This is a genomic window from Oryzihumus sp. (genome assembly GCF_036391795.1).
Lineage (GTDB): Bacteria > Actinomycetota > Actinomycetes > Actinomycetales > Dermatophilaceae > Oryzihumus.
On record NZ_DASVZH010000033.1, the window covers coordinates 1 to 11307 of the forward strand.

At 75.4% G+C, this 11307-nt stretch carries 11 protein-coding genes; 6 read left to right on the top strand and 5 right to left on the bottom strand.

Annotated elements, in window-relative coordinates; all coding sequences use genetic code 11:
- From VF825_RS01655 to VF825_RS01665, 3 genes are all read right to left on the bottom strand, one after another.
- Positions 1-858: amidohydrolase family protein (locus VF825_RS01655; RefSeq protein WP_331109459.1), on the bottom strand; the 858-nt coding region annotated here is incomplete at its 3' end.
- A complete protein-coding gene (locus VF825_RS01660; RefSeq protein WP_331109461.1) occupies positions 855-2204 on the bottom strand; it encodes a formimidoylglutamate deiminase in 1350 nt (449 codons plus the stop codon). The genes VF825_RS01655 and VF825_RS01660, both read right to left, overlap by 4 nt.
- On the bottom strand, positions 2201-3379 hold the full coding sequence (locus VF825_RS01665) for an allantoate amidohydrolase (RefSeq protein ID WP_331109463.1): 1179 nt from the start codon (positions 3377-3379) through the stop codon (positions 2201-2203). Before VF825_RS01665 ends, VF825_RS01660 begins: the two co-directional genes overlap by 4 nt.
- Positions 3380-3402: 23 nt before the next feature.
- Here VF825_RS01665 and VF825_RS01670 point away from each other — a divergent pair, with 23 nt between their 5' ends.
- A complete protein-coding gene (locus VF825_RS01670) occupies positions 3403-3879 on the top strand; it encodes a YbaK/EbsC family protein (RefSeq protein ID WP_331109465.1) in 477 nt (158 codons plus the stop codon).
- Here the strand turns inward: VF825_RS01670 and hutU are convergent.
- Positions 3851-5509, bottom strand: a complete 1659-nt coding sequence (gene hutU, locus VF825_RS01675) for a urocanate hydratase (RefSeq protein ID WP_331109467.1) — start codon at positions 5507-5509, stop codon at positions 3851-3853. The two genes, VF825_RS01670 and hutU, sit on opposite strands and share 29 nt — an antisense overlap.
- Before the next feature lie 136 nt (positions 5510-5645).
- Complete coding sequence (hutH, locus tag VF825_RS01680) at positions 5646-7220, bottom strand: histidine ammonia-lyase (RefSeq protein ID WP_331109469.1); 1575 nt, start codon at positions 7218-7220, stop codon at positions 5646-5648.
- Positions 7221-7311: 91 nt separating this feature from the next.
- Between hutH and VF825_RS01685 the strand changes: the two genes are divergently transcribed.
- The 5 genes from VF825_RS01685 to VF825_RS01705 form a co-directional block, all read left to right on the top strand.
- Positions 7312-8106 (top strand): IclR family transcriptional regulator, encoded by a 795-nt coding sequence (locus VF825_RS01685; RefSeq protein ID WP_331109471.1) that lies wholly within the window; start codon positions 7312-7314, stop codon positions 8104-8106.
- Between the two features lie 128 nt (positions 8107-8234).
- Complete coding sequence (locus VF825_RS01690; RefSeq protein WP_331109473.1) at positions 8235-8942, top strand: M15 family metallopeptidase; 708 nt, start codon at positions 8235-8237, stop codon at positions 8940-8942.
- Between the two features lie 47 nt (positions 8943-8989).
- On the top strand, positions 8990-9571 hold the full coding sequence (gene mobA, locus VF825_RS01695; RefSeq protein ID WP_331109475.1) for a molybdenum cofactor guanylyltransferase: 582 nt from the start codon (positions 8990-8992) through the stop codon (positions 9569-9571).
- Positions 9568-10545, top strand: a complete 978-nt coding sequence (locus VF825_RS01700; protein ID WP_331109477.1) for an NAD(P)H-quinone oxidoreductase — start codon at positions 9568-9570, stop codon at positions 10543-10545. Before mobA ends, VF825_RS01700 begins: the two co-directional genes overlap by 4 nt.
- A gap of 112 nt (positions 10546-10657) precedes the next feature.
- Positions 10658-11307: GNAT family N-acetyltransferase (locus VF825_RS01705; RefSeq protein WP_331109478.1), on the top strand; the 650-nt coding region annotated here is incomplete at its 3' end.

Consider the following 11307-nt stretch of genomic DNA (forward strand, 5'->3'; position numbering starts at 1 on the left):
GGGCGAGCGGGTCGAGAACTCGACGCCGGGCAACAACGTCGCGACGGTGGGCGAACCCGCGAGCGCGTCGATGTCGGCCTCGGCCAGGTAGGTGCAGTGGTCGACGCTGGCCGCGCCGAGCTCGACGGCGAGCTGCACGCCCGGCCCGTGGCCGAGCTGGTTGCCGTGCACCCGCAGCTCCAGCCCGGCGGCGCGCCCGGCGAGCAGCACCTCGCGGGCCTCGTCGCCGGTGAAGGCGTGGGCGCTCTGCGGCTCGCAGAAGACGTCGACCCAGCGGGCGTGCGGGGCGCAGGCCTGCAGCATCGGGCCGGCGACCAGGGCGAGGTAGTCCTCGCGCCGGTCGGCGTAGTCCGCCGGGACGACGTGTGCGCCGAGGAAGGTCGTCTCGCTGGTCACCTCGCGGGCCAGGCGCAGCGTCCGGGCCTCGTCCTCGACGGTCAGGCCGTAGCCGCTCTTGACCTCGACGGTCGTCGTCCCCTGGGCGCGCATCTCGGCGACCCGGGCGGCGAGCAGGCCGCGCAGGTCCTCGTCGGTGGCGGCCCGGGTGGCGGCGACCGAGGTGGCGATGCCGCCGCCGTCGTAGGGCGTGCCGGACATCCGCGCCGCGAACTCGGCGGCCCGGTCGCCGGCGAAGACCAGGTGGGAGTGGGAGTCGACGAAGCCGGGCACGACCGCCCGGCCGCCCAGGTCGCGCCGCTGGTCGGCGTCGGGGGCCTGCCGCGCCGGCCCCACCCAGGCGACGTGGTCGCCGTCGACGACCACGGCGGCGTCGGTCAGCAGCCCCAGCGCGGAGCCGTCGCCGAGGGCCGGGTCACCCGTGACCAGCTCGCCGATGCCGGTGACCAGCGTGGTGCTCACAGGTCCTCCCACAGGGGCTCGATCGCTGCGCGCAGCAACGCTCCCACGTCACCGAGCCGGTGCAGGCCGGCCTCGACCACGACCCGCCCGTCGACGAGGACGGTGTCCACGTCGGCAGCGGTGGCGGCCAGCAGCACCTGCGCGGGGGCGCTGCCCGCGGTGCGCGGGCTGTCCAGGCGCACGGCCACGAGGTCGGCTCGGGCACCGGCCTCGAGCCGGCCGGCGTCCTCCCAGCCCAGGCTTCCGTGCGCGGTGGCCGCGGCGAGCAGCTCCTCCGGCCGGAACCGCCCGCGCTGCAACGAGTCCAGCCGCTCGTGCATCTCCAGCGCCCGGGCCTCCTCGAGGAGGTCGATGACGGCGTGCTGGTCCGAGCCCAGGGACAGCGGGGCGCCGGCGTCGCGCAGTGCCCGGGCCGGGCCGATGCCGTCGGCGAGGTCGCGCTCGGTCGTCGGGCAGAAGCAGGCGGTGGTCCGGGAGCGCCCGAGCGCCGCGATGTCCCCGTCGGTCAGGTGCGTCGCGTGGACGGCCGTGGTGTCCGGCCCCAGGACGCCCTCGGCCTCCAGCAGCGCCGTCGGCGTGAGGCCGTAGAACCCTTGGCACGCCTCGTTCTCCGCGGGCTGCTCGGACAGGTGGACGTGCAGCGGCCCCGCGACCGGGGCCAGGCCACGGGCGGCCTCGGCGACCGGGGCCAGGGCCTCCCGCGGCACGGCGCGCACCGAGTGGATCGCGGCGCCCACCCGCATCTCGTCCGAGGGGGCCAGGGCGGACAGCCGGGCCGCCCACCGCTCCACCGTCCCGTCGCCGAAACGCTGCTGCTCCGCCCCGAGCGGCAGGTGCCCCTCGGCCGTCAGCCCGCCGGCCAGGTAGCAGGTGTCCAGCAGGGTCAGCCGGATCCCCGCCTCGGCCGCGGCCTGCCGCAACGCCTCCCCCATCGCGTTGGGGTCGGCGTAGGGCGCGCCGCCGGGGGCGTGGTGCAGGTAGTGGAACTCCCCGACGCAGGTGACCCCCGCGAGCGCCATCTCGGCGTACGTCGCCCGCGCCAGCGCGAGGTAGGAGTCCGGGTCCAGCTGCGCCGCCACGGCATACATGGCTTCACGCCACGTCCAGAAGGTGCCGCCGCCGGCATGGGTGCGCCCGCGCAGCGCCCGGTGGAAGGCGTGGCTGTGCGCGTTGGCCAGCCCGGGCAGCACCACCCCGGGCAGCAGCGCGGCGTCCCCGCGCGGGCTGTCCGCCGTCACGGAGGTGAACCGGCCGTCGGTGACCTCGAAGGTCACCTCCCGGGCGAGCCCGGTGGGCAGCAGCGCGTATGCCGCGTGCCAGCGACGAGTGCTTCCCGCACCGCTCATGAGGCCAGCTCGCGCGCAACGGTGGTGAGGGCCTCGACGCCGGCGAGGCAGTCGGCGTGCTCGGCGTGCTCGGCCGGCGAGTGCGAGACGCCGGTGGGGTTGCGCACGAACAGCATCGCGGTCGGCACCCCGGCGGTGGCCAGGATCCCGGCGTCGTGCCCGGCTCCGGTGGCCAGGACCGGCGCGTCGCCGAGCAGGCCGGCCAGCCGGGCGGCCAGCGCCGGGTCGAACGGCGTGGGCCCGGTCCAGGACTCTTCCACCGGCCGCGCACCCGTGCGCTCGGCGACCTCCTCGACCACCGCCCGTACGCCGGGCTCGGCCGGTCCGCGGGCGTCCAGCCAGGCCGTCACGTGGGAGGGGATCGCGTTGACGCCGTTGGGTTCCACGCGCACCTTGCCGACCGTGGCGACGCAGCCCTGACCGCTCGCGGCGTCCCGGGCGGCGGTGATCGCGGCGGCGAGGGCCAGCATCGGGTCGCGCCGGTCCTCCAGCCGGGTGGTGCCGGCGTGGTTGGCCTCCCCGGCCAGGTCGAGGCGCCAGCGCCCGTGCGGCCAGATCGCCGAGCCCACCGCGACCGCACGGTCGAGGTCGGCCAGCCCGCGGCCCTGCTCGACGTGCAGCTCGACGAACGTGCCCACCCGGCGCAGCGTCTCCTCGTCCCGGCCCAGGGCGCGGGGGTCCTGCCCGGCGGCGGTCATGGCCTCGGCCAGGGTGCGGCCGTCTCCGTCACGCAGCCCGCGGGCCCGGTCGCCGTCCAGCGCGCCGGTGATGATCCGCGAGCCGGCGCAGGCGATGCCGAAGCGCGCGCCCTCCTCGTCCGCGAAGTTCACCACGCCGATCGGCCGGGACGGCCGGAAACCCTGACGCTGCAAGGCCTCCACGGTGGCGAGGGCGGTCACGACACCGAGCGGCCCGTCATACGCGCCACCGTCGGGGACGGAGTCCAGGTGCGACCCGAGGACCAACCCGGGACCGTCGGCGTCGGGGTCTCCCCACCACGCCCACTGGTTGCCGGCGCGGTCGACCGTCAGGTCCAGCCCACGCGAGGAGGCCTCCGCGGCGAACCACTCGCGCAGGTCGTGGTCCGTGCGGGTCCACGCGAACCGGCGGTAGCCACCGGTCTGCGGGTCCCGGCCGACCGGGAGGAGCTCGGCCCACATGCCGTCGAACGTCATGTCATCAACCTAGGGTGGGAGTCATGTCTGAGGAACGGGCCACGGCGGCGATCCAGGCGACCGGTATCGCGCACACCGTCACCCGGCACGGGCGGGTGGGCAGCCTGGCGGAGGCCGCCGCTGCCCGCGGGGTGCAGCCGGGCGACATCATCAAGACCCTCGTGGTGCGCCGGGCCGAGGACGACTACCTGTTCGTCCTCGTGCCCGGCGACCGCGAGATCTCCTGGCCCAAGCTGCGCGCGCTGCTCGGCGTCAACCGGCTCTCGATGCCCGACGCCGCGGTGGCGAGGGAGGTGACCGGCTACGAGCGCGGCACCATCACGCCGTTCGGCTCGACCCGCGCGTGGCCGGTGGTGGCCGACGCGACGGTCGAGGGCCGGACCATCTCGCTCGGCGCGGGCGCCCACGGCGTGGCGTTCACCGCCGACGGCAGCGACGTGATCCGCGTGCTGGACGCTCAGGTCGCCGACGTCACTGACCCTCTCGCATCGGCACCCTGACCCCGCGCTCGGCCGCGACCTGCTCGGCGAGGTCGTAGCCGGCGTCGACGTGCCGGATGACGCCCATGCCGGGGTCGTTGGTCAGCACGCGGGCGAGCTTCTCCGCCGCGAGCGCGGTGCCGTCGGCCAGGGAGACCTGCCCGGCGTGGATGGACCGGCCGATGCCGACGCCGCCGCCGTGGTGGATGGAGACCCACGAGGCGCCGGAGGCGGTGTTGATCATGGCGTTGAGCAGCGGCCAGTCGGCGATGGCGTCGGAGCCGTCGAGCATCGACTCGGTCTCGCGGTACGGCGAGGCCACCGAGCCGCAGTCGAGGTGGTCGCGGCCGATGACGATCGGCGCCTCGAGCTCGCCGGAGGCCACCATCTCGTTGAACCGCAGGCCGGCCCGGTCCCGCTCGCCGTAGCCGAGCCAGCAGATCCGCGCCGGCAGGCCCTGGAACGCCACCCGCTCGCCGGCCGCCCTGATCCACCGGTGCAGGTGGTCGTTGTCCGGGAAGAGGTCGAGCACGGCCTTGTCGGTGGCGGCGATGTCCTTGGGGTTGCCGGACAGGGCCGCCCAGCGGAACGGGCCCTTGCCCTCGCAGAACAGCGGCCGGATGTAGGCCGGCACGAAGCCGGGGAAGGCGAACGCGCGGTCGTAGCCGCCGAGCCGGGCCTCGTCGCGGATCGAGTTGCCGTAGTCGAAGACCTCGGCGCCGGCGTCCATGAAGCCGACCATCGCCTCGACGTGCTTGGCCATGGAGGCGCGGGCCCGGTCGGTGAACTCCTCGGGCTTGGCCTCGGCGTAGTCGTGCCAGTCCTCGACCGAGATGCCCTCGGGCAGGTAGGACAGCGGGTCGTGCGCGCTGGTCTGGTCGGTGACGATGTCGATGTCGACCCCGCGGCGCAGCAGCTCGGGGAAGACGGTGGCGCAGTTGCCGACGATGCCGATCGAGAGGGCCCGCTTGTCGGCCTTGGCCTGCAGCGCGGTCTCCACGGCGGCGTCGAGGGAGGGCGCCACCTCGTCGAGGTAGCGGTGCTCGACCCGGCGGCGCAGCCGCGACTCGTCGACGTCCACGACGAGGCAGACGCCGCCGTTGAGGGTGACCGCCAGCGGCTGGGCGCCACCCATGCCGCCGCAGCCACCGGTCAGGGTCAGCGTGCCGGCGAGCGTGCCGTTGAACCGCTTGGCGGCGACGGCCGCGAACGTCTCGTAGGTGCCCTGGAGGATGCCCTGGGTGCCGATGTAGATCCACGAACCGGCGGTCATCTGGCCGTACATCGTCAGCCCGAGGTGCTCCAGCCGGCGGAACTCGGGCCAGTTCGCCCAGTCGCCCACGAGGTTGGAGTTGGCCAGGATCACCCGCGGCGCCCACTCGTGGGTGCGCATGACGCCCACCGGGCGGCCGGACTGGACGAGCATCGTCTCGTCCTTCTCCAGCGTGGTCAGCGTGCGGACCATCGCATCGAAGCTGCGCCAGTCCCGCGCGGCGCGACCGGTGCCGCCGTAGACGACGAGGTCGTCGGGCCGCTCGGCCACCTCGGGGTCGAGGTTGTTCATGAGCATCCGCAGCGGGGCCTCGGTCTGCCACGACTTCGCGGTGAGGGTGGTGCCGCGCGCGGCACGGACGGGACGGGCGCCTTCCATTGCAGTCTCCTTCGGACTTTGCTCAGTTGAGACGGGTTTGCTCAGCCCCGACCGGTTTCCGCGCCTCGACGAGGCGCCGGAAGCGGCTGGTGGTGAGCAAAGCGGTCGGGGGCGAGCACGGTGTATGCCGGGTGGGTCAGTTCAGGGGGCCGGTGACGGACTCGGCCGCGCGCACGGCGGCGCCGGTCGCGACGAGGTCCACGGCGGACTCGATCTCGGGGGCGAGGAAGCGGTCCCGGCCCGGGCCGGGGGCGACCTCGCGCAGCGCGGCCACCACGGCGCCGGTGGCCGCGGCGGGCTCCAGCGGGGCGCGCAGGTCGATCCCGCGGGCGGCGGTGAGCAGCTCGATCGCCAGCACGCGGGTCAGGCCGTCGACCGCGCGGCGCAGCTTGCGCGCGCCGGACCAGCCCATCGAGACGTGGTCCTCCTGCATCGCCGAGCTGGGGATCGAGTCCACGCTGGCGGGCGCGGCCAGCCGCTTCATCTCCGAGACGATGGCGGCCTGGGTGTACTGCGCGATCATGTGCCCGCTGTCCACGCCGGGGTCGTCGGCGAGGAACGCGTGCAGCCCGTGGTTGCGCGAGACGTCGAGGAACCGGTCGGTGCGCCGCTCCGACATGCTGGCCAGGTCGGCGGCGACGATGGCCAGGAAGTCCAGGACGTAGGCGACCGGCGCCCCGTGGAAGTTGCCGTTGGACTCCACCCGGCCGTCGAGGGTGACGACGGGGTTGTCCACGGCGGCGGCGAGCTCGCGCCCCGCGACGACGGCGGCGTGGTCGACCGTGTCGCGGGCACCGCCGGCGACCTGCGGGGCGCAGCGCAGCGAGTAGGCGTCCTGCACGCGGGTGCACTCCGGGCCGCGGTGGCTCTCCATGATCGGGCTGCCCTCGAGCAGGGCCCGCAGGTTGGCGGCCGAGGCGGCCTGACCGGGGTGCGGGCGCAGCGCCTGCAGGTCGGCGGCGAAGACCGCGTCGGTGCCCAGCAGCGCCTCGACGCTCATCGCCGCGGTGATGTCGGCGGTGGTCAGCAGCATGCGCAGGTCGGCGATCGCGAGCACGAGCATCCCGAGCATGCCGTCGGTGCCGTTGATGAGCGCCAGGCCCTCCTTCTCGCGCAGGGCGACCGGCGCGATCCCGGCCGCCGTCAGGGCGTCCCCGGCGTCGCGGAGGTGGCCCGAGCCGTCGCGGACCGTGCCCTCCCCCATGAGCGCGAGCGCGCAGTGGGCCAGCGGGGCCAGGTCGCCGGAGCAGCCGAGGCTGCCGTACTCGTGCACGACCGGGGTGATGCCGGCGTTGAGCAGCGCGGCGTAGGTGGTGGCGACCTCCTCGCGCACGCCGGTGCGTCCGGTGGCGAGGGTGGACAGGCGCAGCAGCATCAGCGCGCGCACGACCTCCCGCTCGACCTCGGCGCCGGAGCCCGCGGCGTGGCTGCGCACGAGGCTGCGCTGGAGCTGGGCGCGCAGGTCGGTCGGGATGTGCCGGGTGGCGAGGGCGCCGAAGCCGGTGGAGACGCCGTAGTGCGGCTCGACGTCGTCAGCGAGGTCCTCGATGACCGTGCGGCTGCGGCGGACCTCCTCCAGCGACTCGCTGGACAGCTCGACCCGGGCGCCGTGGCGCGCGACGGCGACGACGTCCTCGAACGACACCGGCCCCAGGCCGACGGTGACGGTGGCGACCTGCTCGGCGGGTCGCGCGGCGATCTCGGTGCTCATGCGCCCATTCCACCCGTGCCGCCGGGTCCGGACATCCTCTGCCAGCAGGGTTCTGTCTCGGATCCGAGACAACTCTGGGATCCTGTATGCCGTGCCGAACGCTCCCGCCGCCGCGCAGGCGCTCGCGGTGCTCAAGCTGCTGGCGAGGCACACCGCGCCCGTGCCGGCCGCGGCCATCGCCCGCGACCTGGACCTGCCCCGGTCGAGCGTGTACCACCTCCTGGCGGTCCTGCGCCGGGAAGGCTTCGTGGTCCACCTGCCCGAGGAGCGCCGCTGGGGCCTGGGGGTCGCGGCGTTCGAGCTCGGCTCCGCCTACTCCCGCCAGGCGCCCCTGGCCCGGGTCGCCCGGCCGCTGCTGGCCCGGCTGGTCGACGCCACCACCCACAACGCCCACCTGGCCGTGCTGCACGGACGGGACGTGCTCTACGTCATCGAGGAGCGCGCGCCGGGCCGCCCCCCGCTCGTGACCGACGTCGGGGTGCGGCTGCCGGCGACCCTCACGGCGAGCGGACTGGCCATGCTCGCCGCGCTGCCCCCGGCACAGGTGCGTGCCCTGTTCCCCTCCCGTGACGCGTTCGTGCAACGCCACGGGGTCGGCCCGGGGTCACTGCCGGCGCTGCGCCGGGCGCTGGCCGAGGTGCGGCGCTCCGGGTTCGCCGCCGAGGACGGGTCGGTGACGCCCGACTTCGCGTCGGTCGCCTCGGCCGTCCTCGACCACAGCGGTCACCCGGTGGCCGGCGTGGCCGTGACGTTCCCCGCGGCCGAGGTGGACGGCCCCGGCCGGGCGGCGATCGCCCGGCAGGTCACCCGCGTGGCCACCGAGCTGTCCCGCCGGATCGGGGGGCGCAGCGCCGCGGGCACCGTCGCGGCGGGCACGATGTCCTGAGATGGCCGGTTCGTCCGGGCAACCTCGCCGATCTCGTTGACCCCGGTCGGGGCCGGGACCTACCGTGTGCCCTCGGGGACGGGGAGGCACCGCCGGGGGGCGGTTCTGAGGATTCTTGGGGGTAGGTCGTGCTTCGCGATGGCGGACCGACGTTGTGGTGGGACGGCGAGATCCGTCCGCAGGGCGATGTCACCTACGTCGTGGGCTCACCGTGGCGGCTGCGCCGCGGGGTGCTGGGCACGACGGCACTGGCCGCGGCGGGGGCCGCAGCCCTCGTCTGTGCCACCACGACCACGCTCATGAGCGACGAGCCGGCGCCGACGACGGTCCGGCACGCCGTCCCGACCCGCATCGCCGAGGACGCGGCGCCGGTGAGCGCCGGGAGGTCGGTCCGGGCGGCCGAGGTGCAGGCGGTCCGGCCGCCCACGGCGCTGTCCCCCGCCACGCCTGCGGCCACGTCACCGAACGGCCTGTCCGCTCCGCTCGCCCGGTCGCTGGAGAAGGCAGAGCAGGCGGCCCGGGCGGCAGGAATCACCCTCACGGTGACCTCCGGTCGGCGCAGCCGCGCCGAGCAGCAGCGCCTCTTCGACGCCGCCGTCCGCACCTACGGCTCGGCCGCCGCGGCCCGCCGGTGGGTGCTGCCACCGGACGAGTCCCGCCACGTCACCGGTGACGCGGTCGACATCGGCCCCCGGTCCGGCGCGCGCTGGCTGGAGGTCAACGGCGTGAAGTGGGGCCTGTGCCGGCGCTACGTCAACGAGTGGTGGCACTTCGAGCGGCTGGCGCCGGCGGTCGGCCAGGCGTGCCCGGCGCTGGAGCCCGACGCCGCCGGCTGACGCCGGCAACCGGCCCGGACCTGACCGGTCCGGGGCACGATGGGCCCATGGCCACCACCCCGGGACCCGCGACCACCGCGCTCATCACCTGTGGTGGCACCTCCCGCCGGCTCGGCGGGCGGGACAAGACCCGCGAGCCGCTCGGCGCGAGCACCGTGCTGGACCACCTGCTTGCCGCCCTGCCGGCCGGGTGGCCGGTGCTCTGCGTCGGCGAGGAGCGGGCGACCTGCCGCCCCGTGAGCTGGGCCCGCGAGGACCCACCCGGCGGCGGACCGGTGGCCGCCCTCGCCGCCGGCCTGCGCCAGGTGTCCACCCCGACCTGCGTCGTCGTCGCCGGCGACATGCCCTTCGCCGGGGCAGCCGCGACGGACCTGGCCGCCGCGCTCGCGCGCTCGCCGGAGGACGACGCGGTGGTGGGCACCGACCGGGACGGGCGCGTGCAGCCGCTGCTCGCGGCATACCGGACCGAGGCCCTGCGGACGGCGCTGCCCGACGACCCCGCCGGCGCACGGCTCATGGCCGTGCTCGACCGGCTGCGCCGCACCACCCTCGAGCTGCCGGACCCGGGCACGCTCGACGTCGACACCCCCGAGGCGCTCGCCCGGGCCCGTCATATCGTCGGGGCATGAAGGCGATCACGATCCCCACACCCGGCGGCCCCGACGCGCTCGTGCTGGCCGACGTCCCCGACCCCGAGCCCGGACCCGGCGAGGTGCTGGTCGAGGTGGCCGCAGCGGGCGTCAACCGTGCGGACCTGCAGCAGCGGATCGGGGTCTACCCACCGCCCCCCGGCGCGTCGGAGTACCCCGGGCTGGAGGTCAGCGGCACCGTCGCCGCGGTGGGCCCCGAAGTCACCGGCTGGTCCGTGGGCGACCAGGTGTGCGCGCTGCTGGCCGGCGGAGGGTATGCCGAGAAGGTGGCGGTCCCGGCCGGCCAGCTCCTGCCGGTGCCGTCCGGCATCAGCCTGGTGGAGGCCGCGGCGCTGCCGGAGGTCGTGTGCACCGTGTGGTCCAACGTCTTCATGACGGCCAACCTGCTGCCCGGCCAGACGCTGCTCGTCCACGGCGGCTCCAGCGGGATCGGCACGATGGCCATCCAGCTCGCCCGCGAGGTCGGCGCCCACGTGGCCGTGACCGCCGGGTCGGCCGACAAGCTCGAGGCCTGCAAGGCCCTCGGGGCCGAGATCCTCGTCAACTACAAGGAGCAGGACTTCGTCGAGGAGCTGGAGCGGGCCACCGCCGGCCACGGGGCCGACGTCATCCTCGACAACATGGGCGCCAAGTACCTCGCCCGCAACGTCCAGGCGCTGGCCACGAACGGCCGGCTGGTCATCATCGGCTTCCAGGGCGGCGTCAAGGCCGAGCTCGACCTGTCGGCGCTGATGCGCAAGCGGGCCGCAGTCATCTCCACCGGCCTGCGCGCGCGTCCGCTGGAGGAGAAGGCCGCCATCGTCGCCGCGGTCCGCGAGCACGTGTGGCCGCTGGTCGAGGCCGGCCGGGTCAGGCCGGTCGTGCACCGGACCTTCCCCCTGGCGCAGGCACCGGACGCCCACCGCGAGCTCGACGCCGGCACGCACATCGGCAAGGTGCTGCTCACCACCTGACCGCCCGCCGGGACGGGGCCCGGGTGGGTGGTGCCGCTTAGCCCGTTTGCAGCGCGCGCCGCTCACCCCGGTGGCGGAACCGCTCACGCCGGGCTGTCCCTAGCCTCGGGACATGACCGGCCCACCGGTGGGGCAGAGCGCACCCAGGACCCGGACCGCACGGCTGGACCGGGCCCTGGCGGACGCTCACGCGCGCACGGTCGCGTCCCTGCCCGGCGGCGAGGTGCACCACCTCGGGCCGGCCCTGCTGACCGGGAGCCGCACCACCCTGCGCTCGATGAACGGCGTGTTCACCTTCGACGCGCGCACGTTCAACACCCTGCAGGACGAGCGCCAGCTCGACGCCTGCCTGGCCATCGTCTCGACCTACGACGTGCCGTGGAGCTTCAACGCGTGGGCCCATCTCGGCGGGTCCGTGCTGGTCGACCAGCTCGTGAGCCGGGGCCTGGTCGTCGCCGGCGAGGCGACGGCCATGTGGCGCGACCTGGTCCCCCGGAAGGTGACCGGCGCGGGATACCGGATCGAGGTGGTGCGACGGCCTGCGGCCTCGCGGGACTGGGCCCGGACCCTCATCGAGGTGTTCGCCATGGACCCGGCGCTGGAACCGGTCCTGGCCGCGCTGGCGGCCCGCGCCGACGAGCCGGCCCTGCTCGCCCGCGTGGACGGCGAGCCGGTGGGCGCGGTGGCGGTCCTGGGGGCCGACGACGTCAGCGAGCTCGGCTTCCTCGCCGTGCGCCGCGCCTGGCGCGGCCGGGGTCTGGG

What these genes read in the sequence shown, in the direction of transcription:
- hutU (WP_331109467.1), bottom strand. Translation starts at nt 5,509, where the DNA reads ATGGAAGGCGCCCGTCCCGTCCGTGCCGCGCGCGGCACCACCCTCACC.
- VF825_RS01665 (WP_331109463.1), bottom strand. Translation starts at nt 3,379, where the DNA reads ATGACGTTCGACGGCATGTGGGCCGAGCTCCTCCCGGTCGGCCGGGAC.
- hutH (WP_331109469.1), bottom strand. Translation starts at nt 7,220, where the DNA reads ATGAGCACCGAGATCGCCGCGCGACCCGCCGAGCAGGTCGCCACCGTC.
- VF825_RS01660 (WP_331109461.1), bottom strand. Translation starts at nt 2,204, where the DNA reads ATGAGCGGTGCGGGAAGCACTCGTCGCTGGCACGCGGCATACGCGCTG.
- VF825_RS01670 (WP_331109465.1), top strand. Translation starts at nt 3,403, where the DNA reads ATGTCTGAGGAACGGGCCACGGCGGCGATCCAGGCGACCGGTATCGCG.
- mobA (WP_331109475.1), top strand. Translation starts at nt 8,990, where the DNA reads ATGGCCACCACCCCGGGACCCGCGACCACCGCGCTCATCACCTGTGGT.
- VF825_RS01700 (WP_331109477.1), top strand. Translation starts at nt 9,568, where the DNA reads ATGAAGGCGATCACGATCCCCACACCCGGCGGCCCCGACGCGCTCGTG.